The sequence below is a fragment of the Streptosporangium sp. NPDC048886 genome (assembly GCF_055586905.1).
On record NZ_JBVJHH010000028.1, the window covers coordinates 80,014 to 103,797 of the forward strand.

Sequence of the window (23,784 nt, forward strand, 5' to 3'; positions counted from 1 at the left end):
TAGCCTCGCGCGACGGGCTCGCGGGCGCGGGCTGACACATGTCGATCCCCGGCGGGCCGGGCAGGGCCGGTCCGCCGGGGATCGATGCCGGGCCGGCGCGTCCGCACCCGTGACGGCCGGTGATCCCACCTCGTGCCGGTGCCCGCGCGAGGGTCCGCGGGCGCCGAGCGCGCCGCCGGTCAGTAGGCGGTGGTGAAGCGCTCGCGGATGAAGGAGCCCTTCTCCAGGGCGTCGACGATCGCGCAGGCGTAGTCGCCGACGGAGATGCGGCTCTCCCCGTTCTCATCGGTGATGGGGGTGTCGCCGGCCTCGGCCCGGTAGACGCCGGTCTTCTCGCCCGGCACCAGGTGCATCGGCGGCGGGCTGACGTAGGACCACTCGACCGGGGTCTGCGCCCCACGGAGGATCTCCAGCGCCTCGGTCTGGTCGCGGGCGGTCTCGAGATACTGCGGCGGGAAGTTCGGGGAGTCCACGTAGCGCTGCCCGGGGGCGTACTCCAGGCTCCCGCCGCCGCCGATGAACATCAGGCGGTTCACCCCGGCGAGCGGGAGCCCTTCGAGCAGCGCCTGGGCGCCCCGGGGCACCAGCCGGTCCGGGCCCTTGATCCCGGCCACCACGGCGTCATGTCCGGCGACCGCGTCCTTGATCGAGGCGGGGTCGGTGACGTCCATGGTGTCCCTGCCCAGCGCGGTGATCAGGTGACCCCGGGCGGCGGCCTCCCGGGCGACGGCGCCGGCGAGGTTTCCGGCGGCGCCGATGACTGCGATCTTCATGGGAGTGTCCTTCCGGAGGTCGTCGACGAAGTCGGCGATGAGGGGGGCGATCTCGGGGAGGTTCTCCTCAAGAGCGAAGTGACCGGTGTCGAAGAGGTGGAGCTCCGCCTCCGGCAGGTCCCGGAGGTAGGCGCGGGCGCCGGCCTCCGGGAAGAAGGCGTCGCCCCGGCCCCACACGATGAGGGTGGGCGGCCGGTGGTCGCGCAGCCACTGCTGCCACTCGGGGTAGCGGGCCACGTTGGAGTGGTAGTCGAGGGCCAGGTCGACCTGGGCCTCCTTCCGGCCCGGAAGGTCAAGGAAGTGCTGGTCGAGGATCCAGCCGTCGGGGGCGACGAGCTCGACGTCGGTGGTGCCGCCCTCGTACTGGCTCCGGGTGACCGGCAGTTCGAGGATCTGCCTGACGTTGGCCTCGGCCCCCTCCACGCCGGGCCGGTTGGCGATCATGCCCCGGGCGAGGTCCGACAGGCCCTCCTCGTAGAGGTTGGCGTTCTGGACGATCAGTCCGGCGATCCACTCGGGGTGCCTGGTGGCCAGCCGGAAACCGACGGGGCCGCCGAAGTCGAAGGTGTACATCACGAACCTGTCCAGCCCCAGCGCCGTCACGAAGCCCTCGACGACGTCGGCCAGCCGGTCGAAGGAGTAGGTGAAGTCCTCCGGGGCCTCGGTGAGCCCGAAACCGGGGTAGTCGGGGGCGATCAGCCGGTACCGGCCGCCGAGAGCGTCCATCAGCCGCCGGAACTGGTGCGAGGCCGAGGGGAAGCCGTGCAGGAGGAGGAGCGTGGGCGCGCCCGCCGGGCCGGTCTGCCGGTAGAAGACACGGACTCCGTCGACGTCCACATACCGGTGTGCCACACGAGGGGTGTTCATTTAACATGCCTCCAAGCCGTGATGATGCATTAGTTATAGCGGGCAAGGATCTAATGGGTCAAGTGGCATAAGTAGCGTTAGTCGCATTAGTCGCATGTTCCATGCCGGGAGTCGCCGCCGCGCCGCGCCCGAATCTCCCGGTTAATGCGAACCAGTTTGCATTAATCTGGATGATGACAGGAGGAGGGGACTTAATGCAAGAAGGTTCGCATTTGGAGTCCAAGCGGCGGCCGGGCGGCCGTACGGCGCGCAACCGCACCGCCGTACTGGACGCCACGCTGGCCGAACTGGTCGAGCGCGGCTACGCCGAGACGAGCGTGGAGAAGATCGCGATGCGGGCGGGGGTGGCGGCCTCCACCGTCTACCGGCGGTGGACCAACCTGGAGGGGGTGATCCAGGATCTGGCGTACCGGTTCGCCGACGACGCGGGCGTGCCCACCGGGGGAGAGTCCTTCCCTGATTCGGGGGATCTCGAGACCGACCTGCGGGCCCTGGCCGGGGCCTTCCTGACGATCTACGCGCACGTGGCCCAGCGCGTCTGGCTCGACGTCATGGTGGCGGCCGCGGTCCGCGACCCGGCCGCCCGCGAAACCCTGTCGGCGGTCGTGGCGTTCCGGATCCGGGAGACCTCGCTCCTGGTCCGGCGGGCCATCGACCGTGGGGAGGTGCCCGCCGACACCGACGCGGAAGAGGTGATCGGGATGGTGGCAGCCCCGTTCTACTACCGGATGCTGGTCACCGCGGAGCCGATCGACTCCGCCCTCGCCGACCGGGTGGCCGCGATGGCCGCGCACGCGGCCCGGGCCGGGATCCTGGTGCGCCGGGACCTCCCGCCGGAGCGGTAGGCGGCGGGAGGCCGGCACGCGGCGAGGCCGGCACGCTCCCGGTCCGATCGCCGGACGTGCCGACCTGCTGATCGTCCCCGGCGGGGGCGCGCGTCCGCCGGGCCGGATACCGGCCCGGCAGACGGGGGCGGCCGCCGCGGCCCCCGCCTCGCGGCCGCACCCCCGTCACCGATCACCTGCGGACGGTGAGCCGGCTCGGAGCGTGCCCGGCCGGCTATCCGCAGTGTTCGAAGGGGCTGTCGTAGCTGGAGGTGCCGGCCTTGCCGCCCCACTTGACGCACTTGTCGGCCGCGGCGGCGCGCACCGGACCGGCGTAGTAGGCGAAGTTGCCGGAGTCGGTGACGCGGGTCTTGCCCTGCACCTCCAGGTAGGCGCTGGTGGCCGTCGCCGTGCCGAGGGAGGTCCTCTTCACGGTGGCGACGCAGTTGTAGCCGGTGGCGCTGTTGTAGAGCAGGTAGACGGTGCCGGCCGTGCCCAGGGCGGCGGAGTCGATCACCGTGTATCCGCTGCCGCAGACCGACTCGGGAGTGTGCGGGTTGGTGCCGCCGCCGCTGCCGCCGACGTACTGCATGTACTTGGTCCAGTCCCAGTACGGGCCGGGGTCGGTGTGGTCGTTGCCCGGGACCTCCACGTGCCCGACGATGTGGGCGCGGTCCTTGGGGATGCCGTACCGGTCGGCGATGCTGCGGGTCAGCGCCGCCGAGGCGCGGTACATCGTGTCGGTGAACCAGGAGGCGTTGTCGACGTAGCCCTCGTGCTCGATGCCGACCGACCGGCTGTTGTAGTCACGGGCGTGCCAGGCGCGGTCCTTCTCGCGGACCATCTGGGTGATGTCGCCGTCGGAGGAGCGGACGACGTAGTGCGCCGAGACCTGGGCGGCGGGGTTCTGGAACCAGGAGATCGTGCCGGCGTAGGAGCCCTGGGTCACGTGGATGACGATGCGGTCGATCGCGTCGCTCGCCGGCCGGTTGGAGACGGCGTAGTTGCTGGAGCTGGCCGGGACCCAGTGCGCCGAGGGGTAGTCCACGGCCGCGGCCGCGAAGGTTCTGTCCAGGTCCCGGGCCTTGGCGTAGTCGCCGCGGTCGGGCTGCACCGCCTGCGCGGTCACGGTCAGGGCCTGGCCGCCGGGGGTGGTGGCGCGCACGCCGGCGGCGAGCAGCTCGTAGACGGTGTCGGCGTACAGCCGGGCCACCTCGGGGGAGGAGGCGTTGCCGTACCGGGCCACCGCCGTGTACCACCTGCCGGCGTCCTTGCGGGCGGCGGCGTCCAGTCCGAGCTCGTCGGCGTAGGCGCGCAGCACCGCGGCGCCGCCGGTGATGTTGGCCGCGTCGTCGCTCTTCAGCGCCGAGAGCGGTTGTGCGGTCAGTGCGGCCGCGCGCTCCAGGGTGTGGGCGGTGGGGTTGCTGACCAGGTGCATCACTCCGTAGCCGCCGCTGGCGCTGGGCTCGCCGTGGTGTCCGTCGAGGTGGGTCTCGGCGTACCCGAGGGTGACGAGCAGGTCGCGGGGGATCTCGTAGGTCGCGGCCGCGCGGGTGAAGGCGTCGGTCATGGGGTCGGCCGGAGCGGCGCTCGCGGGCCGGCCCACCAGGAGCGAGAGGGGGATGAGCGAACCGGCCAGCAACACGGCTGAACGGCGGAGTCGGGCCTGCACAGATTCTCCTCAGGGAGTGGGGATCCGCTGAAGGGGCCGCCCCCGGCCGGTGCGGGCGGAGGCGGCCCCCGGCATCAGCTGCCGCAGTGTTCGAAGGGGCTGTCGTAGCTGGAGGCGCCGGCCTTGCCGCCCCACTTGACGCACTTGCCGGCGCCGGAGGCGCGCACCGGGCCCGCGTAGTAGGCGAAGTTGCCGGAGTCGGTGATCCGGCTGCTGCCCTGGACCTCCAGGTAGGCGCTGGTGGCCGTCGCCGTGCCGATCGACGAGCGCTTGATGGTGGTCACGCAGTTGTAGCCGTTGGCGTTGTTGTAGAGCAGGTAGACGGTGCCGGAGGAGCCCAGCGCCGCGGAGTCGACCACGTCGTAGCCGCTGCCGCAGACCGACTGCGGGGTGTGCGGGTTGGTGCTGCCGCCGCAGTTGTTGGAGGTCAGGGTCTGGACCGGGTAGCCGAACGTGGACCCGTTGAAGACGGCCTTCTGGATGTTGGACGGGTAGCTGCTGCCCATCCGGACCTCGTAGTGCAGGTGGGGCGAGATGTTGTTGCCGGGCTTGCTGGTGTTGCCGACGGTACCGATCTGCTGGCCCTGGGAGACCTGGGCGCCCGCGCTCACCGAGCGCACGTTCAGGTGCGCGTAGTAGGTGGACCAGCCGCCACCGTGGTCGATCTTGACGAGGTTCCCGTATCCGTTGGTCGACCCCTGGTGGGCCGAGATGACCACCGTACCGGCGGCGGCCGCGACGACGGTGTCCCCCAGGTCGGCGTCGGCGGTGCCGCCCCGGTTGAAGTCGATCTCCCACGACTGGTGCGCGCTGCTCGCGCTGGAGTTACCCGTCCAGCTCTGCCCGCAGGGGAAGGGCATCTGGAAGTTCGTCGCCAGGAGGGTCGCCCCGTCGTCCGGGGCGGGATCGGTCTCGCTGCTGTTCGGCACAGGGTCCCCCAGCACCCCCGCACCGGCGCCCGGAGCCATGACGGCGCCGCCCGCGAGGCTGAGCAGCAGGGCGAACCCCACCGTGAGCACCCCTCTGAGTCTCATGCGGATCCTTTCCACAGGTCCCGGGGGCGAAGCCTTGACCGGCACCGTGCACTGTCTGTTGGATCTCTCGAAAGGCTCTTGCTGGGGTCCAGGGTCTGGATTGCCGGTACAAAAATCATCCAAAATCTGTATAAAGGCCTATCCGGCTCATAGCACACAACCCGATGAATGGTTGCAGCGCCTCCATACGAGGAGTAAGTGCGGTCATGGTGGTTGATCAGCCCACATTCAGCGTGCTCGGTGGTTTGGACGTCCGGACCTCGGGACGCTCCCTCCGCATCGCCGGCACGAAACCCCGAATCCTGCTGGCATCGCTGTTGCTCGACGCCAACCGTGTGGTCGGCGCGGACCTGCTCGCCGAGGTGCTGTGGCCCCGGCACCGGCCGCGCTCCGCCCACGCCAACATCCGCACCTACGTGAGCTCGCTGCGCGGCCTGCTGGAGGCGGCCGGTGCCCGGATCCAGGCCCGCCCGCCCGGCTACGTGATCGAGCTGTCGACCGGCCAGCTCGACGCGCTGCTGTTCGAGGACCTGATCGCCGGGGCGCGCGCGCTCGGCCGTACGGAGGAGTCCTTCGACCGGCTCCGCCGGGCGCTCGCGCTGTGGCGCGGCACCCCGCTGGCCGACCTGCCGGCCAGCCCGCTCTGGGACGGGCGGCTGCAGGCGCTGGCGGAGGTACGGCTCGCCGCCGCCGAAGAGCTGATCGCCCTGAGGATGGCCCGGGGCGAGTACACCGACGCGATCGGCGAGCTGCGCGGGCTGCTGAAGGAGCATCCCTTCCGGGAGGACCTCTGGCAGCGGCTGATGCTCGCCCTGCACTGGAGCGGACGGCAGGCCGAGGCCCTGCACGCCTACACCACGGTCCGGCGGCAACTGGTCGCCGAGCTCGGGATCGAACCCGGCGCGGACCTGCGCCGGGCGCACGCGGCCGTCCTGGCGGGCGAGCCCCCGCCCGCCGTGGCCGGGCCCGCTCTCCTGCCCGCCGTCGCGGCCGTGCCGCATCACCTGCCGCCCGCCGCGGCGGCCGTCTCCACCCCCCACCAGCTCCCCCCGGACGCGCCGGACTTCACCGGCCGGGCCGAGGCCGTCGCCGTCCTCACCCGGGCGCTGTCGCCCTTGGAGCGCCCGCCGGACGGGCCGCCTCTGGTCACCGTGGTGATGGGGGCGCCGGGCGTGGGCAAGTCGGCGCTGGCGGTGCACTGCGCGCACGCCGTGCGGGCCGGATATCCGGGCGGGCAGCTCTACCTGGATCTCGGCGGGACCGAGCGGGTCCCGGCCGACCCGGGCGAGCTGCTGGCCGAGGCGCTGCGGGCGATGGGGGTCGGCGAGGCCGGCCTGCCGGCCACCGTGCGCGAACGCTCCGCCCTGTACCGGTCCCTGCTGGCCGGACGCCCGATGCTCGTCGTCCTCGACGACGCCGCCGGCGCCGCCCAGGTGCGGCCGCTGCTGCCCGGCAGCGGCTGCGCGGTGCTCGTGACGAGCCGGCGGCGGATCACGGAGCTGCCCGGCGCCCTCCAGCTCGAACTGGACGTCCTGCCGCCCGGCGAGGCGGAGGAGTTCCTGGGCAGGATCGTGGGCCCGGAGCGGCTGGAGAGGGAGCGGGAGGCCGCCGCGGCGATCCTCCGCTCCTGCGGATACCTGCCGCTCGCCGTCAGGATCGCCGGAGCGCGGCTGGCGGGGCGGCCCGGCTGGTCGCTGGAGGTGATGGGGCAGCGGCTGGACGACGAGTCGAACCGGCTCAGCGAGCTGCGGGCCGGCGACCTGGAGGTGCGGGTCAGCCTCGACCGGAGCTACCGGCTGCTGCCCGACGACGCGGCCCTGGCCCTGCGGGCGCTGGGCCTGCTGGGCCCGCAGTCCCTACCCGGCTGGGTGGTCGACGCCGCGCTGGACCGGCACCGGGCCGACGACGTGACGGACGTCCTGGTCGATGTGAATCTGCTCCGGCTGGTCGGCACCGACCCGATCGGCCAGCCACGCTACCGGCTGCACGACCTGGTCCGCTGCAACGCCAGGGAGAAGGCCGGCGGCCTCCCGGAGCGGAAGGCCCTCATCAGGGTGCTCGGGGCCTGGATGGCCACCGCCGAGAGCGCCACAGCGCGGTTGCCGACCACGCTCTTCAGCCTGTCCGCGGCCGGGGCCACCCGCTGGAACCTGCCCGCCGACACCCTCGGGCGCCTGACCGCCGACCCGTTGTCGTGGCTGGACGCCGAGCACGACACGCTCGTGGGGGCGGTGCGCCTGGCCGCCGACGCGGGGCTGGCCGAGTCGGCCTGGGGGCTCGCCGCGGCCCTCGTCCCCTACTACGACCTGCGCTGTCACTTCGAGGAGTGGCAGTCCACCCACCGGGTCGCCCTGGAGGCCGCGCGCCTGGCACAGGACCGCCACGGCGAGGCGGCCATGCTCCGCGGCCTGGCCCAGGTGTGCCTCTACCAGGACCGCTACGCCGAGGCGACGGAGATGTTCCGCAGAGCCCTCACGATCTTCCACGAGCTGGGGGACGCCCGGGGCGAGGCGACCTCGATCTGCGGGCTCGGGGCGGTCAACCAGTTCTGCGGCGAGCATCTCAGGGCGCTGACCTACTTCCGGCAGGCTCTGACCATGTTCCTGGCCATGGGCGATCAGAGCGGCGAGGCCTACGCCCGGCAGGCGATCGGGCGGGTCTGCCTGGCCTCCGGCAACCTGCACCAGGCGTCCAGATGGCTGGGCGAGGCGCTGCGGCTGGCCAGGCGGCTCGGCGACCCCCACCGGGAGGGCTGCGTGTCCATGCAGCTCGGACGCTTCCACGCCCTGGTGGCCGAGCCCGACCGGGCGATGCGCTTCCAGGGGCGCGCGCTGGACATCTTCGAAGGTCTCGGCGACCTCCACTGCGGGGCCTACGCGATGCAGAACCTGGGCGGGCTCCAGGTCGTCCGCGGCGACCGGTCGCACGCCTCCGACAAGCTGGAGCGGTCGCTGCTGATCTTCCAGCGGCTCGGCGACCGGAGCGGGGAGGCGGCCACGGTCCAGACACTCGGCGAGCTGCACCGGTCGGCGGGCCGTACCCGGCTGGCACAGAACTACCTGCATCACGCCCTGGAGCTCCGGCGCGAGCTGCGGGGCGGGGCCGACCTCGCCGGCCGATCGGCAACGGACATCTCCTGTCACCAATCCGCCACTGAACCAATCAAAATCTTTTAAAATCCGATCGGTCTCGGACAAAGCGAACTGGAGGTCATGAGCCTGCCCCCTGGATCGGACCTGCCCCTCACTCCGACACCGATCGGGACGCGCCAGGATGTCCTGGCCGGGACGTCTCCGGCCGCGGCTCATGGTGGCCCGGTGGTGGCCGGGACCGCCGTCCCGGCCACCCGCCCGGCTCAGTGGTCGATGACGTGCAGGGTCTGCGAGCTGCCGCTGAGCCGGCGCGCCCCCGAGGGGGCGCACACCGCGACGTCGGCCACCCGCGCGCCGAACAGCTCGGGCAGGTAGATCGCCGGTTCGACGCAGACCGTCATCCCGGCGGCGAGCACCGTCGTGTCGCCCGGGACGAGCCAGGGGCCCTCGTCGTGGCCGAGGCCGACGCCCCGGCCGGGCCGCTCCGCGGCGTAGTGGCCGTAGCCGCTGCCCTCGATCACCTCCCGGGCGGCCCGCCCGGCCTCCGCCGCCGGCACGCCGGGCCGCAGCGAGTCGAGGGCGGCGCGCTGCGCGGCCAGGACGACCGAGTACATCGCCTCGAAGTCCTCCGGCGGCTCGGCCACCGCGAAGACGCGGGCCACCTCCGAGCAGTGGCCGCCCCATCTGCCGCACACCGAGACCAGGAGCGCGTCACCCGGGTTGATCACGCGGTCGCACGGCACGTGCCGGGGGACGGCGCTGTGCTCGCCGGCCGCCACGAGCACCGACAGCACCTCCTCGCACCCGGTCTCGACCATCATGGCCCACAGCCGCCGCGCCATCGCGCGCTCGGTGGTGCCGAACCAGGCCAGCTCGCGGGCCATGAGCAGGACCGCGTCCGCAGCCGAGGCGGCACGTTCCGTCGCCGCGACCTCCGCGGCCCCCCGGTGCAGCCGGAGCGGGGCGAGCACGGCCGAGGCCAGCACGAGCTCGGCCTCCACCCGCAGCGAGAACAGCTCCCAGGCCCGCATCTCGGAGTCCACCCCGACGCGGCGGGCGGAGGCGGGGATGAGCGCCGCCGCCTCCAGCGGTCCGGCCGCCGCCGCCGGCGGGCCGTGGAGGTCCAGGACGAGATACCCCTCGCCCTGGCCCCCCAGGTAGCGGAAGTCGGGAGAGGGGCGCAGCACCAGGGCGTCGATCCCCTCCTCGGCCATCCTGCGGCGCACCTCGTCGATCATGCAGGCCCGTGCAGCCAGCACGCGACGGGACCGAAGTCGGGTTCGCGCTCCCGGCAGACGTCCATCGCCACCGGGCAGCGCGGGTGGAACCGGCAGCCGCGGGGCGGGTCGGCCGGATCCGGCACATCCCCGGACAGCTCCGCCGGGAGCACCCCGGCGCCGTCGGGCGCGGGGATCGCGCCCAGCAGCGCCTTGGTGTACGGGTGACGGGGGTCGGCCCACACCTCGGCGGTCCGCCCCATCTCCACGATCTTCCCGAGGTACATCACCGCGATCCGGTCGGCGATCAGCCGTACCACCGACAGGTCGTGGCTGATGAACAGCAGGCCGGCGCCCGAGGAGACCGCGAGGTCGCGCATCAGCGTGGCCACCTGGGCCTGTGCCGAGGCGTCGAGCGCGGAGATCGGCTCGTCGCCGATCAGCAGGTTCGGCCGGGCGGCGAGCGCCCTGGCGATCGCGATCCGCTGCCGCTGGCCGCCGGAGAACTCGTGCGGGTGGCGGGCGGCGAACTCCCGGGGCAGCCCGACCCGCTCCAGCAGGTCGGCGGGGGTGGTCACGGTGTCGCCCGCCGTACGCAGCCCGTCGGCGATCTGCGCGCCCACCCGGCGCCGGGGGTTCAGCGAGGCGTAGGGATCCTGGAACACCATCTGGATCCCGGCCAGTGCCCGGTCCCTGCGGCGCAGGCCGAGCGGGGTCACCGGCCGCCCCTCGAAGGTGATCGACCCGGCGGCGGCCCGGTTGAGCCCGCACACCGCGCGGGCCAGCGTCGACTTGCCGCACCCGGACTCGCCGACGAGACCGACGACCTCGCCCGCCGCGACGGTCAGGCTGGCCCCGGCCACCGCCCGTACCAGGGGGCGGCCCGGGGTGCGATGCTCGACGACGAGGTCGTCCACGGTCAGCAGTGTCATGAGGTCTCCCCGGGCAACGACTCCAGCAGGGCGCGGGTGTAGGGGTGGCGCGGCTCGCGCAGCACCTGGCCGCGCGGTCCGGTCTCCACGACCAGGCCTTCCTTCATCACGCTCACCTCGTCGGCGACCGCCGACATCACGCCGAGGTCGTGGGTGACGAGCAGTACGGCCAGGCCCAGGTCGTCGCAGAGGCCGCGCAGCAGCCGCAGCACTCCGGCCTGGACGGTCACGTCGAGAGCGGTCGTGGGCTCGTCGGCGATGAGCACCTTCGGCGAGCAGGCCAGGGCGATCGCGATCGCGATGCGCTGGCGCATGCCGCCGGAGAACTGGTGCGGGTAGCGGTCGACCGCCGCCTCGGGGCCCGGGATGCGCACCTGGCCCAGCAGCTCGACGGCCCTGGCCCGCGCCTGTCTCCGGTCGAGCCCCAGGTGGTGACGCATGTGCTCGGTGAGCTGGCGGCCGACCGAGAGCATCGGGTGCAGGCTGGTCGCCGGGTCCTGGAAGACCATGGCGACCTCACCGCCGCGCACCGTGTTCAGCTCCTTGGGCGCCATCGTGAGCAGGTCGCGCTCTCCCAGGGCGATCCGGCCGGTGGCGCGGGCGCCGTGCGGGAGCAGCCCCAGCACGGCCAGGCCCGTCATCGTCTTGCCTGAGCCGCTCTCGCCGGCCAGGCCGTGCACGCGGCCGGCCCGCAGGTCGAGGTCGACGCCGCGCAGGATCTCCCTGCCGCCGATGGAGACCTTCAGGTCGGAGATGGCCAGAAGGGTCACAGCGCACGCTCCTTGATGGCGCGGGCCGTCCGCGGGTCGAGGGCGTCGCGCAGCGTGTCGCCCAGGAAGTTGAAGGCCAGCACGACGGTCAGGATGGCCAGACCGGGGAAGGTCGCCACCCACCAGCTGTCGAAGACCTCCACGCCGGAGGCGACCATCGCGCCCCACTCGGGGGACGGGGGCTTGGCGCCGAGCCCGAGGAAGGACAGGCCGGACAGCAGCAGCAGCGCGGTGCCGATGTCGAGGGTGGCCAGCACCAGGATCGGCCCGGTGACGTTCGGCAGCACGTCCACCCGGAGCGAGCGCCAGGCGGAGAAGCCGAGCAGCCGCCCGCTCAGCACGAACTCGCGCTCGCGCACGCCCAGCACCAGGCCGCGGGTCACGCGGGCGTAGGCCGGCCAGGCGACGACGAGCACGGCGAGCACGGCGTTGGTGAGGCTCGCGCCGAGTGCGGCGGCGACGACCATGGCCAGGATCACGGTGGGGAAGGCGAAGACGAGGTCGGCGAGCCGCATGATCGTCTCATCAACCCACTTGCCGAAATATCCGGCGCAGGCGCCCAGCAGGCCGCCGACCAGCACCGAGAGCACGACCAGCAGCAGCGTCAGCGGGATCGACAGGCGCGCGCCGTACATCACCCTGCTCAGGATGTCGCGGCCGAGCTGGTCGGTGCCGAACCAGTGGCCCGGGCCGGGCGGGGCCAGCCGCGGCAGGTCCTGGGCGAGCGGATCGTGCGGCGCCAGCAGCGGGGCGGCCAGCGCGATCACGATCCAGGCGAGCGCGATCACCCCGCCGACGATCGCCAGCGGCTGCCGCCATGCTTGGGGGAGTTTCACTGGAGTCTCACTCTGGGGTCGATGACGCCGTACAGCACGTCGACGATCAGGTTGATGACGAGGTAGACCCCGCCCACCACCAGGCCGACGCCCATCACGGCGGGCAGGTCGAGGGTGGTCGCGCTCTTGTAGGCGTACTGTCCCACGCCCGGCCAGGCGAAGATCGCCTCGACGAGCACGGTGCCCGACAGCAGGCTGCCGAAGGCCAGGCCCGCGACCGTGATGATCGGCACCAGCGCCGAGCGCAGCACGTAGCGGAACAGGATCACCCGGGGCGGCAGGCCCTTGGCCCGCGCGGCGCGCACGTAGTCCTGGCCCAGCACCTCCAGCACCGCCGACCGGGTGAACCGGGTCAGCAGGCCGATCGTGTAGAGGGCCAGCACCAGTGCGGGGGTGATGAGGTGGCCGACCGCCGAGGAGAACACGTCCCACTGCCCGGCCAGCGCGGAGTCGACCGTGTACAGCCCGGTGACCTGCGGGGGCGGGCTCATGCCCGGATCGATCCGGCCGCTGCCCGGAGTGACCTGCAGCCGGTAGAAGAAGACGTAGAACGCCGTCAGTGCCAGCCAGAAGGTCGGCACGGAGATGCCGATCAGGCTGATGACCCGGAGCACGTGGTCGGAGAGGCGGTCCCGGCGCAGCGCCGCGATCACGCCGAAGGCCACACCCGCCACGAGGGAGATCAGGATCGCGGCGCCGGCCAGTTCGAGCGTGGCCGGCACGGAGTCCGCCAGGTCGTCGAGGACCGGGCGGTGGCTCTGCTGACTCGTCCCGAGGTCGCCCTGGAGGACCCCCTGAAGGTGCAGCAGGTACTGCTGGGGGAGCGGCTTGTCCAGGCCGTGCTCGGCCCGCCACTGCGCGACGATCGCCGGGTCGCCCAGGGCCCGCTGGCCGAGGTTGGCCGAGACGGGGTCGCCGGGGACCATGTTGGTCAGGACGAAGGTGACGAGCGTGATGCCCACCGCCAGCAGGAGCGCCGTGAGCACCCGGCGGGCCAGGAAGCGGACCAGCGGGCTCCGGCGGCCGGCACGGCCCGGCGGCTTGCGCCGGGCCGTACCCTCCTTCAGGTCCTCGTTACTTGAGGTCGGCGACATCGACGGTCCACACCGGGTGGAACTCCAGGCCGGTGACGGACTTGGCCGTCACGATGTTCTGGCTCGGCTGGATGAGCGGGACGAACGGGCCCGAGGCGTTGAGCTTGGTCTGCACGTCGACGTAGGCCTGCTTCCGGGCCTCGTCGCCGATCGTGGTGGCCGCCTTCTCGCCGGCCGCCTCCAGCTCCTTGTCGGCGCCGGCCTTCCAGCCGGCCCGCAGGCCCACGAGCTTGCCCGGCAGGAAGGACAGGTAGTCGCTGGGGTCGGGGTAGTCGGGGCCCCAGTACCACAGGCCCAGCTCCTCCTTGCCGTTGCGGTAGTTGTCCAGGGCCGTGGTGATCGGCGCGGGCGCCAGCTCCACGGTGATGCCGACCTCCTTGAGGTTGGCCTGGACCCGCTCGGCGAGCGGCTGGAAGGACAGGCCGTTGACGGTCAGCTCGCTGGGGTACTCCAGCTTGACCGTCGGGTCGGCCACGCCGCTCTCCTTGAGGGCCGCCTTGGCGCCCTCGATGTCGCGCTTGGCCGCCTGCTCCGGCGGGAGCGCGCCCAGCAGCATCGAGGGGATCACCCCGGGAGCCTGCACCGAGCCCTCGCCGGCCAGCTCCAGCAGACCCGCGTAGTCGACGCCCTTCCGCACGGCCTCGGCGAACTTGGGGTTGGAGGTGACCTTGCTGACCGCGGGGTTCTGGTTGGCGAGCAGGAAGATCACGTTGGCCGAGGCCGTCTTCTTGACCGTCAGGTCACCGGTGATCCCGGCGACCTGGTCCCCGGAGAGGTTCAGCGCGACCTGGCTGTCGCCACGCGAGATGTTGAGCTTCTGGGTCGCGGCCTCGACGTTGCGGAGCACGACCTTGTCGTAGACGGGCTTGTCCGGGCCCCAGTACTTGGCGTTCGCCTTGAGCACGACCTGGGTGCTGACGTTGAACGACTCGATCGTGTAGGGACCCGAGCCCGCCGAGGCGGAGTTGAGGTACTGCTCGGCCTTGTCGCCGGCGTCCGCGGTGGCGCCGTGCTCCTTGGCCACCTTGGAGTTGAGGATGCCCAGGGCGGGGTTGGGCAGGATGTACGGCAGCGCCGGGTTGGCGCTCTTGGACGTCAGCGTGATCGTGTCCGCGCCGGTCTTGGCCACCTCCACCCCGTCGAGCAGGAACGACGGGGTGCCCTTCATGTCGCGCACGCGGTTCAGCGAGAAGACGACGTCGTCGGCGGTGACCGGCGAGCCGTCGGCGAAGGTGACGCCCTGGCGGAGCTTGAGCGTCAGCTCCTTGCCGTCGTCGGACAGCTCGAACGACTCGGCGAGGGCGGGCACCGGCTTGGTGACGTCGGAGCCCTCGAAGGTGAGGAGGGTCTCGTAGGCCGCCTTGCCGATGATCAGGCCGGTCGGCTCGTAGGTGCGCCCCGGGTCGGCCGTCTTGAGGTCGAAGGAGGTGTCGATCACGAGCGTCTTGGCGGCGGTGCCGCCGCTCTGGGACGTCGTGGACGAGCCGCCGCTGGAGCAGGCGGCAAGGGCGAGGGCGCCGGTGAGCAGCACCGGCAGCAGGGCTGCCTTCGCTCCGGGGCGCCGTGAACGGGTCGCCATTCTGTGTCCTCCGAAAATGGGCCGTGTAGACGTTTGGTCGCCGATCGTCCAGGATTGTCCGGCAAAAAGTCCAGCTCATGGGGTTAAGCTGAGACGAATCTGGCGTAAGGGGTATGGAGATGACCGAAATATCAAGGAACGCGGCCCAGGAAGGCGGTCAACCTGGACGGATCGGCATCGGCCTGGAACTCGACGCGACGCACCTGAAGATCCTTGAGGTGCTGCGCGAGAACGGCAGGATCTCCGTGGCCGCCCTCGCCGAGCGGGTCGGCATCTCCCGGGCCAACGCCTACACGCGCTTCGAGGCGCTGCGCGCCGACGGCGCGATCAAGCGGTTCACGGCGGAGATCGACCACGTCCGCGCGGGTCTCGGCATCACCGCGTTGATCTTCGTGACCGTCCGGCAGCAGATGTGGCGCCAGTTCCGCGCCCAGCTCGCGGCGATGCCCGAGGTGGAGTACTGCGCGATCACGACGGGCCAGCACGACGCGATGATCCAGGTCCGGATGGCCGACGTCGCCGCCGTGCACGCGATGGTGACCGAGCGGCTGGCCAACATCCCCGCGGTCAAGGCCACCGAGACCGTCTTCATCCTGGACGAGGTGCTCAAGCGCCCCTACGTCCTGCCGAGCGACCGCGGTCCCGGCCGCTCCTCCCGCCGTCCCGCCGACCCCGCCGCGACCCCCGGGGGAGAGGTGCCCCTGGGCAAGATGCGCTTCGTGGGCGCGGCCGAGGGCCGCGCCCAACTCCAGCAGGACATCTGAACCACCTGCTACGACGTGCGGACCTCCCATGCCGTCCGGTGCGGCCGGGTTCCTTTCCGGGGGACTGCACGGCGCGGCGGGCGGGTCTCTCAGGCGCCAGGCACCTCGGTGCACACGCTCACGTGCGTCGTGTCCTCCCCGGCGAACTGGAATTCCTCGACCAGGCGCAGCCGGCCGTCGGGGAGGGTCTCGATGCGGCTGCCGCTCTGCCCGCCTGCGCGCTCGCCGTTCTTGAGCAGGTGGACGTAGGTGATCTCCAGGCGGTCGCCGTCCCGGGTGCCGACGAAGCGTCCGTGGACCACGGTGTCGCCGGTGTAGTCGCCCCAGATGATCCCGCCGGACTCCCGGTAGGTGAACTCGGTGGGCCCGTCCGGGTCCACCGCGCTCGCCGTCGAGCTGACCATGATGAACCTGCGGTCGTTGAGGTTGAGAAGGTCGTTGTCGTTCACGTCTCCGCATCGTGCCGCTCCGCCGGGCGTACGCAATCGAGATTGGACGTTTCGCTCATCTCGGCGGCGGGACAAGATGATCTGTCCAGCCGGGCGCCCGTTCGGAGGCGATGGGTGAGATCAGGCTGAGTGCGGGCAAGATGAGCGACCTGTCAACGGCCATGAACACGGCCGGAGGATGGCGTAACCCGGCCAGGCGGGATCCATCTGGATGGATGGGCGAAATCGGCGGCGCAGAACGGATGGCGGGGGTCGCGTCCGCACCCCGGGGCAGGCGGTGCCGTCGGCGACATCGGCGGTCAGCTCTCTTGTGACCTCGTGCATGGTTAGCCGTAGCCTGCGGCCGGATGATCGTTGATCTACGTGTGGCGAGGACTGTCAAGCGTCGGATCGTGGTGAACAACCGGCGTGTGACTGGTCTGCCGGTGGAGTTGGTGGCCGAGATCGGGCCGCTATGGGATGCGCAACGCCAGGCCGAGTCGCTCGCCAGACCCCGTCGACGCCGATGGCGGCCATCGACAGCCGAAGGTCCCCAGGCCGCCGGTGGCGTCCTGGCGCTGGATGACATCGTGGGTCACCCCGGCGGGCTGAATCCGCGCTGTTTTCCGCTCATCACCGGCCGAACCACCTGCAGGCGCGTCCCCGGCACAGCCGCGTCGGGTCGGCCCCGCAGTCGAGGGCCGCCTCGCCGTTCATCGCCCGGCGGGCCAGCCCGGAGTAAGGCTGGATGATCTTCCCGTCGACCGTCACCGGCTCCGGTGTCAGCCCAGCGCCTTTCGCAGCAGCGCCGTCAACTGGTCCTGCTCGTCGGGTGAAAGCCGTCCGACCGCCGTGCGGGCGAAAGTGAAGGCTTCTGCGAACCGATGGTTGATCTCGTCTCCTCGGGGGGTTCGCGCGACGAGTCGTGCCCGGCGGTCCCGGGGATTCGGCTCGCGGGCCACGAGGCCGAGCCCTTCGAGACGCGCCACGATCTGGGTGATGTTGGAGGCGTCGCAGCCGAGCTCCTCGGCCAGGGCGCCCATGCCGCGTCGCTCATCGAGCCGCCCGAGCACACATGCCTGCGCCGAGCTGAGCGACAGCTCCGCCGCCGCCGCCTCGTAGGCACGGTCGTACACGTCGACCAGGTCGAACAGGGCCGCCTCAGTCTTGGAGGAGGTGGTTACGGGTCCGTTTGGCAGCGCCATGGTGCCAGCCTAGAGGAGTTATTTGATTCACTCAAGCAAATATGGTCCAATCAATCCTTGATTCACTCAAGTAATGAAGGGGAGCCGATGGACAGCAGAGCTGAGCGCACAGCGGGCGGCGCGATCGTGGTGCCGCAGATGAACGCGGTCGTCCTTGACCGGTTCGGCGGCGTCGACGAACTCTCGTCACGCCGGATACCGCTCCCGGAGGTCGGCGACGACGACGTCCTCATCCGGGTGGAATTCGCAGGGGTCGGGTCCTGGGACGCGGTCGAGCGGGAGGGGGACTACGACGGCGCTTTCGGCGTCGCGTCGGCCTTCCCCTATGTCCTCGGCTGGGACGCGGCGGGCACGGTGGCCGCGGTCGGCCGCAACGTCACCCGGTTCGACGTGGGCGAGCGTGTCTACGCTGCGACGATGCCGGTGCCGCGTGGTGGCTTCTACGCCGAGTACGGCCTCGTTGAGGCGGAGTTCGTGGCGCGCGTACCCGACCGGATGCCGACCGGGCAGGCCGGCGCGATGGCTTGGGACGCCCTGACCGCACTGAGCGGCCTCGATCTGCTCGACCTGCGGCCGGACGAGACGCTCATGGTCTTCGGGGCCAGTGGGGGTATCGGGCACCTGGCCGTACAGCTGGCGCGGCACAGTGGCATCCGCGTGTTGGCCGTGGCCTCCGGTGACGACGGTGTCGCCTTGGCCCGGCGGCTGGGCGCAGACGAGGCCGTCGACGGTCGCAAAGACGATGTGCTGGCTGCGGCGTCCGAGTTCGCGCCAGGCGGGCTCGATGCGGCTCTGGTCACCGCGGGAGGCGAGGCTGCGGAACGGTCTCTTCGCGCGATCAGGAATTCGGGGCGGATCGCCTGGCCGAATGGCGTCCTGCCCGTGCCTGTAGCCTCGCCAGGCGCGAGGATGTCCTACTATGACGGGGATCGGAGCCGCGCCGCCACCGATCGGCTGAACGCGATCATCGAGTCGAGCTCCTTCGAGGTCCACGTCGCCCGGACCTTCCCGTTGGGTCAAGTCAAGGACGCGCATCGCGCTCTGAACGATCACTATGTCGGGAAGCTGGCCCTCAAGGTCGGATAGGACGCGACAGGCCGCTCGAGGCTGCGGCTGTCCGCATCCTCCACCACCCGGTGCGGCTCGCCGACCCGACAATCCGCTACGTCAGCGTGGTCGATCGCCTCAGCACCCTGCTGGAGGCTCCTTCTGCGGGGCAGCGTGAGCAGATGCGCCATGGCGAGGTGCTGATCACATACACCGATGAGTAACGCCGTTCTGGCATCCCGAGACTTCCTCAATCGTCAGATCGGCGTGCTCTGCACGGTGAACGCCCTGATCCTGGGGCGGGGCAACATGGAGGGCCTTGACCGCGCGCCGGCGGGCCTGAGCCGACTCGATCAGTTTGAGGCCATGGCCAGCCCAGCCGCACGTGAGCCTGGCCCCATGGGAGCACGATGGGGTGTACTCAAGCGGCAAGCCAATGTCCTGGTCGCACACTTACGTCCATTGCCAGACAGGGGAGTCTCGTTGAGCGGTATACCTGATCTTGGTCCAATGCCCCAGCGTATCACGGTCGACGCGGAGCAGACCCGCCGGCTCATTGCCGAGCAGTTCCCGCAGTGGGCGGACCTCCCGATCGAGCCCGTAGCTAACGGTGGCTGGGACAACTGGACCTTCCACCTCGGCGACGGAATGCTGGTGCGTTTGCCTAGCGCATCCGAGTACGCCTTGGCGGTTGAAAAGGAACACCGGTGGCTTCGGCCGCTCGCCTCCCAGCTTCCGCTACCCATCCCTGCCCCGCTGGCGAAGGGCGGGCCAGACGCGGGCTACCCCTTCTCGTGGTCGATCTACCAGTGGCTGGACGGCGAGCCTGCGAGCGCCGACCGGATCGCTGATCCGGTCCGATTCGCGGTCGACCTGGCCGGCTTCGTCGCGGCCTTGCAGAGCATCGACACCGCTGACGGTCCCCGGCCGGGAAAACACAACTGGTTCCGGGGCGCCACACTGCGCACCTACGAGGGGCAACTCGAGAGCGCGCTGGAGAAGCTGGACGGCCACGTCGACGTCAGCCTGGCGCGCGAGATCTGGAAGACCGCACTGGACGCGCGCTGGGACGGTGTGGACAGTTGGTTCCACGGTGACCTTGCCCAGGGGAATCTCCTGCTCAAAGACGGACAATTGGCAGCTGTCATCGACTTCGGCACATGCGGCGTCGGCGACCCGGCCTGCGACCTGGCAATTGCATGGACATTGCTGACCGCTGACAGCCGCCAGGCGTTCCGCGAGCGACTGTCCGTTGACGACGCAAGATGGGCGCGCGGGCGTGGCTGGGCTCTCTGGAAGACGATGGCCACCTGCTCTTACACCCTGGGCGATACTGACGAGCCGGCGCTGAATGCACGGCGCGTCCTAACTGAGATCTTCGCTGAATACTCGGCGGGGAGCCCCTCCACCGTACCGACGGCAGCGGACCAATAGGCCGACCTCGACTGATTGTGGGAATGGGGCTGTCGGTAACGACGCTGCCATGGGGGACACTCGATCGCATTAGCCCAGGTCAACGGGCTGAGGTTGAGACAGAACCACACCTTCTGCCAGGTGAACCCGGGCGGGCTACGGGAGCTGTCACCAATCTGCCGACCGAGTACATCTAGAGCACCCTCTAGGTCTAGAGGGGGCGACGACCTCTAGACCTAGAGGATGTTCGAAGCGCTCGGAGCGGACCAGGTCATCAAGGTGCATCGTGCATCGCGGCGGCCGGTCACGCCCTTTCGGGGGCGGCGGCGGCCCCGCCCGGTTCGACAACGCGACCTTTCATGGGCCCGCCCTGTTCGGTGAGGCGACCTTCCACAGGGAAGCTTGGTTCGGTGAGGTGATCTTCCACGGGGCCGCCCGGTTCGGCAGGGCAACCTTCACCAAGAGCGTCTGGCTCGACGAGGCCGCTTCAACTGAGGCTTTCGACGGGGCTGTGGTGGTCGATCCCGCAGCCGCTCATGCATGGCCGGACGGGTGGCGGCTGGAGACGACGCCGGAGGGAGCGGGCCGCCTGACCCGGGAGGAGACAGACGGCGCCCCGGCCCAGGGCGCCTGATCGCAGGCGGCGGGCCGGCGGTGACGCATCCAAGGCGGATACCGGACAGGGCCAGTGCACTGTCCGGTAAGGGGCATGACGAGCATCCGAACGGAAAGTCACGGTAAGCCGCTCAACCCTTCTCCGCTGGCGGGGCTTTTCGTTCGAACGCTCGTCATGCCCCACACCCTGATGCTGCAGGACGTGCTGGCCGAACCCGAGTGGCCCGCCCTGCTCACCCCCGTCGACCGGCGCGGCCTGACCCCGCTGTTCTGGCAGCACGTGCGCCCCTACGGCGAGGTCCGGCTCGACCTGAACGCCCGGCTGAGCGTTGGCACCCTGGGAGCGAGCTAGCGGACGCCCTGTCACTCGGGGGGACGGGATTGCTTTGCGGGCCAGCTCCAGGTAGCCCCCGTGACGCCCGTGCGGTCACGGTGATCAGGCGGCCTTGCCACGGGCGATGTAGAGGTTCATGTCGGTGAAGTCGACGGTGATGTTGTAGGGCTTCCAGAAACAGTGGGAGAACCAGCCCATCGTGTCGAACCCTGTCCCATAGGGCCAGGGCACGTTGACCGGCTGGTTTGGGTTCGTGTAGCAGTAGACCTCCTTGGCGACGGCGTTGCCGAGGCGGATCTCCTTCGGGTAGCAGGGGTAGACGACGGCCGGGTGGCTTTGGGCAAAAGTCCCGATCTGACGGTCGTAGTCGGTGCGGATCCCCAACTGCTTGGCCGTGTCCCCGCGCATGCCCGCGGCGATCTCGCCGACTCCGCCGAAGTTCACACCCACCACCCCTGTGCGGGAGCCGGCGACGCCGGCGATGCTGCCCGTGCTGTGCAGGTATTGCTCACGGGCCAGCCACAGCGGGAGGGGCTCGGCGCCCGCCCGTGTAGCGGCGGCGCGTGCCTTCCTGGCCGTTTCGGGGGTTCTGCGGCGCAGGATCAGCTGCCGGCCCGCGTAGTCGAAGGTGGTCAGCAAGTGGTAGAAGACCCACATGCCGATCAGGCCGTCGCTGTCGGTGTCGACATCTTCGCCCGACTCCGTCGACGACCAGCTCACCGGGACGTTGCGCAGTTCGATGCCGCCCAGCTTGAAGGAGTCCAGTATCCCCCAGTACGCCCATATGACGCCGTTCTCGTACTCGGTCTTCTGACTGGTGACGGGGCTCAGCCCGGCCTCCTTGGCCACCGACGAGCGCATGCTCAGATTCGGGGCGCCGGTGTAGAACGTGAAGCGCTTCGGCGGTCCGCCGTTGACCGAGGCCTCGACCAGCGGAATCGGGTCCATCTGCTGGAATGGCACGCGCGCGATGTCGCCGTGGATCTGATAGGGCTCGCCGCGGACTGCTGCGAACCACTTGGCGTAGGCTTCCTCGCCGGCCGCTCTCCAGCGTGGTGCGGCGAGGGAGAATTTGTCCTGCCGAATGTAGCAGTCGGCCAGGAAGTAGTTGGCGTCCTTGTCGTCGGGCGCCAGTTCGATAGCCATATTGAGGTATTTTTCGGCGTCGGGGAACTGGTTGGCCAGCAGCCCGACAAAGCCGCGCAGCCGGGCTGCGTGCAGGTTCTTGGGGTCTTTTCTCAGGATCTCCTCGTACGCGCGGCCGGCCTGCTCGAACCTGCCAGCCTTGAACAGCGTGTCCGCGTCACCGCTGCCGGCCAGCGCCGTGGCCGCCCCGCCCAACAGCGGCGCCGTCGCGGCCGCACCGGCCAGCACCGCGGCGCCCCGCAACACCGAACGCCGATCCCATTCTCCGTCATTTACCAACGCCTTCTCCCTTTCGTGATCACCTTCGCCGGAACTTTCATCCAACGGACGGTCACAGCAGCCCCGGCCAGCTCATCTCGCCCTGCTTGATGAGGGCGGCGCCGGAGTCACCGGGGCCCGCACAGCATCGACCCGATGCGGACGGCCCAGATCGGTGGCCTCGCGCCGGGCAGGGCCACCCGGATGGCCGGCCCGTCCGGCTTCGACCAGCCGACCGCTACCGTCACCGTCACCGTGCCGCAGTCCACCTCCGGCCTGTTCGGACACGGCTTTCCGTCCGCAGTGGACGGTTCGGATCCAGGTCAGCTCAAGGCCCTCCCGCACGGCCGGGTCATCCCCGATCGACAACGCTCACGACACGCCGCCGGGTTTCGCCGCACGCTCGGTAACCCACCCGCAGTGCGCCCGCCGACCCCATCCACTGTCGGCCGGCCTTGTCCCCGCCTCGTCCGCGCCGTGTCACGGTCGTGTCACAGCCGCAACCGACGGTGGCAGCCGTCGAGAAACCGCGGCATGCGGCAGACAAGGTGCGCACATCCGGGACCAATGGTGGTTGGTGATGGACGAGCCATGCACCCTGCCACCCCGGCTCCGAGACCGGCTGTACGCGGTCAACTGATGCGCACCGTGCTCCGGCTGGTCCCGGTCGAGCGGATCACGCCACGCCAGGCGTACCTGTGGCACCCCACTTACGGCAAAGTCGAGTTAACGTCATGCCGCGCCGGTTGCGCATTGTTTTCCCAGCTCAGCCCCTGCTCGAGCGGCATGAGGCGATAGCGGGGAGGGTCGGGCTGATCTCTGATCCCTCGTTGACGTTTCGATGGATCGCCAGTTCCCCTGTGCGCATCAGCACGCCAGCATGCTGGCCTTGTCCCTTCACCGGTCCTGCTTCGCGTGCTCTGCCGAATGGCCACGGGGGCGTCGAGGATGTCGTCGTGCCGGGGGAGGAGCGCCGAAATCCGATGGTGCCGCGCCGAGTTGTCCGCCAAGCTGGTCACGGCCACGAGATGAGGAGCCGGACCACTGGAACTGCATGAGTATTCCGGTTCTGACGCCGTCGGTCTGCGCGAGCTGATCCGGACGCGTCAGGTGAGCGCGGCGGAGGTCGAAGCGATCGCCCGGCGCGCGCTCGACCATGCCAGTGCCGACGTCGGGGACGACGGTCGACCCGCAGGTCGCCGGGGCCGCGATCGCCGCGGGAGAGGTGCTGGAGTGGATCGGGCATGTGGTGACCGAGGCGAGCCCGACGGTCGACCCGGACGCCGTCGTCGAGGCGTCGATGCTCGCCGTGGTCGCGACCGGCGCGGCACTGCTCAGGGCGCCCCGCCGCCCGAACCCGGCCCTGCTCGAAGCCGTCTCCCGACGGGTCCTGGCCGAGACCGAGGCGTTCACCGCGTTGGACGTCATGGCGTGGAACACCTGGGTAAGGTCAGCGGCATCCTCGGCCCGGCTCGCCGCTCGGACGCTGGTTGGGGCAGGCGCGGCCGAGTCACGTCGATGACCAGGTACTGGTCGCCGTCTTGTGCTGCTGCGACCGCTGAGCGGAGGTTCAGCCTGTCGAAGGTGCTTGTGACGAGGTCGGCCAGGGGGCCGAATTCGGTGCCGTCAGCGGCGAACTGGACGTGGTGGGGGGTGAGCTCGCTGGTGTGCGGGTGGCCGTCGAGCTCGACCGTGCCGTGCAGGGCCGCCAACCGGTCGTGGATGACATCGCGGAACTCCACCCGTTGGTGCTTGAGCCGGGCCAGAGTGCCGTCGTCGGCGACCGGCCTGCCCAGGGTGACGGTCTCGATGCCGTAGTGCCTGCAGCCGCACGCTCCACTCAATCTGACCAAGACCACGGCGATCTGCCCGAAGTAGAGGATA

The 23,784-nt window shown here is 70.6% G+C and carries 24 protein-coding genes; 9 read left to right on the forward strand and 15 right to left on the reverse strand.

The features are described from left to right. Positions 1-179 precede the first annotated feature (179 nt). Positions 180-1,640, reverse strand: coding sequence for an alpha/beta fold hydrolase (locus tag ACZ6R6_RS30925; RefSeq protein ID WP_470099257.1), 1,461 nt, complete (start codon positions 1,638-1,640; stop codon positions 180-182). Between the two features lie 212 nt (positions 1,641-1,852). Here ACZ6R6_RS30925 and ACZ6R6_RS30930 point away from each other — a divergent pair, with 212 nt between their 5' ends. After that, complete coding sequence (locus tag ACZ6R6_RS30930) at positions 1,853-2,485, forward strand: TetR/AcrR family transcriptional regulator (protein WP_470099259.1); 633 nt, start codon at positions 1,853-1,855, stop codon at positions 2,483-2,485. 214 nt (positions 2,486-2,699) lie between these two features. Here the strand turns inward: ACZ6R6_RS30930 and ACZ6R6_RS30935 are convergent, their stop codons facing one another. After that, positions 2,700-4,136 (reverse strand): N-acetylmuramoyl-L-alanine amidase, encoded by a 1,437-nt coding sequence (locus ACZ6R6_RS30935; protein WP_470099261.1) that lies wholly within the window; start codon positions 4,134-4,136, stop codon positions 2,700-2,702. Between the two features lie 74 nt (positions 4,137-4,210). Beyond that, positions 4,211-5,170 carry a M23 family metallopeptidase gene (locus tag ACZ6R6_RS30940; RefSeq protein ID WP_470099263.1) on the reverse strand — a complete coding sequence of 320 codons (960 nt, stop codon included), beginning with the start codon at positions 5,168-5,170 and terminating at the stop codon, positions 4,211-4,213. Positions 5,171-5,376: 206 nt separating this feature from the next. Here ACZ6R6_RS30940 and ACZ6R6_RS30945 point away from each other — a divergent pair, with 206 nt between their 5' ends. Next, positions 5,377-8,346: an AfsR/SARP family transcriptional regulator gene (locus ACZ6R6_RS30945; RefSeq protein ID WP_470099265.1), complete on the forward strand. Its 2,970-nt coding sequence runs from the start codon at positions 5,377-5,379 to the stop codon at positions 8,344-8,346. Positions 8,347-8,525: 179 nt separating this feature from the next. Here ACZ6R6_RS30945 and ACZ6R6_RS30950 read toward each other — a convergent pair whose 3' ends face one another. The 6 genes from ACZ6R6_RS30950 to ACZ6R6_RS30975 are packed head-to-tail and all read right to left on the reverse strand — an operon-like array spanning position 8,526 to position 14,690. Further along, entirely contained in the window at positions 8,526-9,521 is a 996-nt protein-coding gene (locus ACZ6R6_RS30950) for a M24 family metallopeptidase (RefSeq protein WP_470099267.1), read from the reverse strand. Further along, on the reverse strand, positions 9,497-10,411 hold the full coding sequence (locus ACZ6R6_RS30955; protein WP_470099269.1) for an ABC transporter ATP-binding protein: 915 nt from the start codon (positions 10,409-10,411) through the stop codon (positions 9,497-9,499). Before ACZ6R6_RS30955 ends, ACZ6R6_RS30950 begins: the two co-directional genes overlap by 25 nt. Then, the gene (locus tag ACZ6R6_RS30960; protein ID WP_470099271.1) at positions 10,408-11,181 is read right to left on the reverse strand and encodes an ABC transporter ATP-binding protein; all 774 of its coding nucleotides are present in this window, start codon (positions 11,179-11,181) and stop codon (positions 10,408-10,410) included. The genes ACZ6R6_RS30955 and ACZ6R6_RS30960 overlap by 4 nt, the downstream gene beginning before the upstream one ends. Then, a complete protein-coding gene (locus ACZ6R6_RS30965; protein WP_306869476.1) occupies positions 11,178-12,017 on the reverse strand; it encodes an ABC transporter permease in 840 nt (279 codons plus the stop codon). Before ACZ6R6_RS30965 ends, ACZ6R6_RS30960 begins: the two co-directional genes overlap by 4 nt. Further along, positions 12,014-13,111, reverse strand: coding sequence for an ABC transporter permease (locus tag ACZ6R6_RS30970; protein WP_470099274.1), 1,098 nt, complete (start codon positions 13,109-13,111; stop codon positions 12,014-12,016). Before ACZ6R6_RS30970 ends, ACZ6R6_RS30965 begins: the two co-directional genes overlap by 4 nt. After that, positions 13,092-14,690: an ABC transporter substrate-binding protein gene (locus ACZ6R6_RS30975; protein WP_470099276.1), complete on the reverse strand. Its 1,599-nt coding sequence runs from the start codon at positions 14,688-14,690 to the stop codon at positions 13,092-13,094. The genes ACZ6R6_RS30970 and ACZ6R6_RS30975 overlap by 20 nt, the downstream gene beginning before the upstream one ends. A gap of 119 nt (positions 14,691-14,809) precedes the next feature. Here ACZ6R6_RS30975 and ACZ6R6_RS30980 point away from each other — a divergent pair, with 119 nt between their 5' ends. Then, entirely contained in the window at positions 14,810-15,454 is a 645-nt protein-coding gene (locus ACZ6R6_RS30980; RefSeq protein ID WP_470099278.1) for an Lrp/AsnC family transcriptional regulator, read from the forward strand. An 89-nt stretch (positions 15,455-15,543) separates the two neighbouring features. Here ACZ6R6_RS30980 and ACZ6R6_RS30985 read toward each other — a convergent pair whose 3' ends face one another. The 3 genes from ACZ6R6_RS30985 to ACZ6R6_RS30995 form a co-directional block, all read right to left on the reverse strand. Further along, positions 15,544-15,903, reverse strand: a complete 360-nt coding sequence (locus tag ACZ6R6_RS30985) for an avidin-fold protein (RefSeq protein ID WP_470099280.1) — start codon at positions 15,901-15,903, stop codon at positions 15,544-15,546. Between the two features lie 612 nt (positions 15,904-16,515). Next, a complete protein-coding gene (locus tag ACZ6R6_RS30990; protein WP_470099282.1) occupies positions 16,516-16,653 on the reverse strand; it encodes a hypothetical protein in 138 nt (45 codons plus the stop codon). Positions 16,654-16,664: 11 nt separating this feature from the next. Further along, positions 16,665-17,087 (reverse strand): MarR family winged helix-turn-helix transcriptional regulator, encoded by a 423-nt coding sequence (locus tag ACZ6R6_RS30995; RefSeq protein WP_470099284.1) that lies wholly within the window; start codon positions 17,085-17,087, stop codon positions 16,665-16,667. An 87-nt stretch (positions 17,088-17,174) separates the two neighbouring features. Here ACZ6R6_RS30995 and ACZ6R6_RS31000 point away from each other — a divergent pair, with 87 nt between their 5' ends. The 5 genes from ACZ6R6_RS31000 to ACZ6R6_RS31020 all read left to right on the forward strand — a co-directional run bounded on the left by ACZ6R6_RS31000 (position 17,175) and on the right by ACZ6R6_RS31020 (position 20,514). Continuing rightward, entirely contained in the window at positions 17,175-18,173 is a 999-nt protein-coding gene (locus ACZ6R6_RS31000; RefSeq protein WP_470099286.1) for a quinone oxidoreductase family protein, read from the forward strand. Positions 18,174-18,223: 50 nt separating this feature from the next. After that, positions 18,224-18,358 carry a hypothetical protein gene (locus ACZ6R6_RS31005; RefSeq protein WP_470099288.1) on the forward strand — a complete coding sequence of 45 codons (135 nt, stop codon included), beginning with the start codon at positions 18,224-18,226 and terminating at the stop codon, positions 18,356-18,358. Then, complete coding sequence (locus ACZ6R6_RS31010; RefSeq protein ID WP_470099290.1) at positions 18,351-19,568, forward strand: aminoglycoside phosphotransferase family protein; 1,218 nt, start codon at positions 18,351-18,353, stop codon at positions 19,566-19,568. Before ACZ6R6_RS31005 ends, ACZ6R6_RS31010 begins: the two co-directional genes overlap by 8 nt. Positions 19,569-19,833: 265 nt before the next feature. Next, positions 19,834-20,181, forward strand: a complete 348-nt coding sequence (locus ACZ6R6_RS31015; RefSeq protein WP_470099292.1) for a pentapeptide repeat-containing protein — start codon at positions 19,834-19,836, stop codon at positions 20,179-20,181. A gap of 156 nt (positions 20,182-20,337) precedes the next feature. Beyond that, positions 20,338-20,514 (forward strand): hypothetical protein, encoded by a 177-nt coding sequence (locus ACZ6R6_RS31020; RefSeq protein ID WP_470099294.1) that lies wholly within the window; start codon positions 20,338-20,340, stop codon positions 20,512-20,514. 84 nt (positions 20,515-20,598) lie between these two features. Here the strand turns inward: ACZ6R6_RS31020 and ACZ6R6_RS31025 are convergent, their stop codons facing one another. Further along, positions 20,599-21,966 carry an aspartyl protease family protein gene (locus ACZ6R6_RS31025; protein ID WP_470099296.1) on the reverse strand — a complete coding sequence of 456 codons (1,368 nt, stop codon included), beginning with the start codon at positions 21,964-21,966 and terminating at the stop codon, positions 20,599-20,601. A 62-nt stretch (positions 21,967-22,028) separates the two neighbouring features. Continuing rightward, positions 22,029-22,154, reverse strand: a complete 126-nt coding sequence (locus ACZ6R6_RS31030) for a hypothetical protein (protein ID WP_470099298.1) — start codon at positions 22,152-22,154, stop codon at positions 22,029-22,031. 902 nt (positions 22,155-23,056) lie between these two features. Here ACZ6R6_RS31030 and ACZ6R6_RS31035 point away from each other — a divergent pair. After that, entirely contained in the window at positions 23,057-23,422 is a 366-nt protein-coding gene (locus ACZ6R6_RS31035; protein WP_470099300.1) for a hypothetical protein, read from the forward strand. Here the strand turns inward: ACZ6R6_RS31035 and ACZ6R6_RS31040 are convergent. Next, on the reverse strand, positions 23,325-23,753 hold the full coding sequence (locus ACZ6R6_RS31040) for a hypothetical protein (RefSeq protein ID WP_470099302.1): 429 nt from the start codon (positions 23,751-23,753) through the stop codon (positions 23,325-23,327). The genes ACZ6R6_RS31035 and ACZ6R6_RS31040 overlap by 98 nt on opposite strands. Positions 23,754-23,784: the final 31 nt, after the last annotated feature.

Bases quoted from the DNA above. Each gene is read 5' to 3' on its own strand.
- ACZ6R6_RS30925 (WP_470099257.1), bottom strand. From the start codon at position 1,640: ATGAACACCCCTCGTGTGGCACACCGGTATGTGGACGTCGACGGAGTC.
- ACZ6R6_RS30945 (WP_470099265.1), top strand. From the start codon at position 5,377: ATGGTGGTTGATCAGCCCACATTCAGCGTGCTCGGTGGTTTGGACGTC.
- ACZ6R6_RS30955 (WP_470099269.1), bottom strand. From the start codon at position 10,411: ATGACACTGCTGACCGTGGACGACCTCGTCGTCGAGCATCGCACCCCG.
- ACZ6R6_RS31010 (WP_470099290.1), top strand. From the start codon at position 18,351: ATGAGTAACGCCGTTCTGGCATCCCGAGACTTCCTCAATCGTCAGATC.
- ACZ6R6_RS30970 (WP_470099274.1), bottom strand. From the start codon at position 13,111: ATGTCGCCGACCTCAAGTAACGAGGACCTGAAGGAGGGTACGGCCCGG.
- ACZ6R6_RS31000 (WP_470099286.1), top strand. From the start codon at position 17,175: ATGGACAGCAGAGCTGAGCGCACAGCGGGCGGCGCGATCGTGGTGCCG.
- ACZ6R6_RS30995 (WP_470099284.1), bottom strand. From the start codon at position 17,087: ATGGCGCTGCCAAACGGACCCGTAACCACCTCCTCCAAGACTGAGGCG.
- ACZ6R6_RS30980 (WP_470099278.1), top strand. From the start codon at position 14,810: ATGACCGAAATATCAAGGAACGCGGCCCAGGAAGGCGGTCAACCTGGA.
- ACZ6R6_RS31035 (WP_470099300.1), top strand. From the start codon at position 23,057: ATGCCAGTGCCGACGTCGGGGACGACGGTCGACCCGCAGGTCGCCGGG.
- ACZ6R6_RS30975 (WP_470099276.1), bottom strand. From the start codon at position 14,690: ATGGCGACCCGTTCACGGCGCCCCGGAGCGAAGGCAGCCCTGCTGCCG.
- ACZ6R6_RS31020 (WP_470099294.1), top strand. From the start codon at position 20,338: ATGCCCCACACCCTGATGCTGCAGGACGTGCTGGCCGAACCCGAGTGG.
- ACZ6R6_RS30940 (WP_470099263.1), bottom strand. From the start codon at position 5,170: ATGAGACTCAGAGGGGTGCTCACGGTGGGGTTCGCCCTGCTGCTCAGC.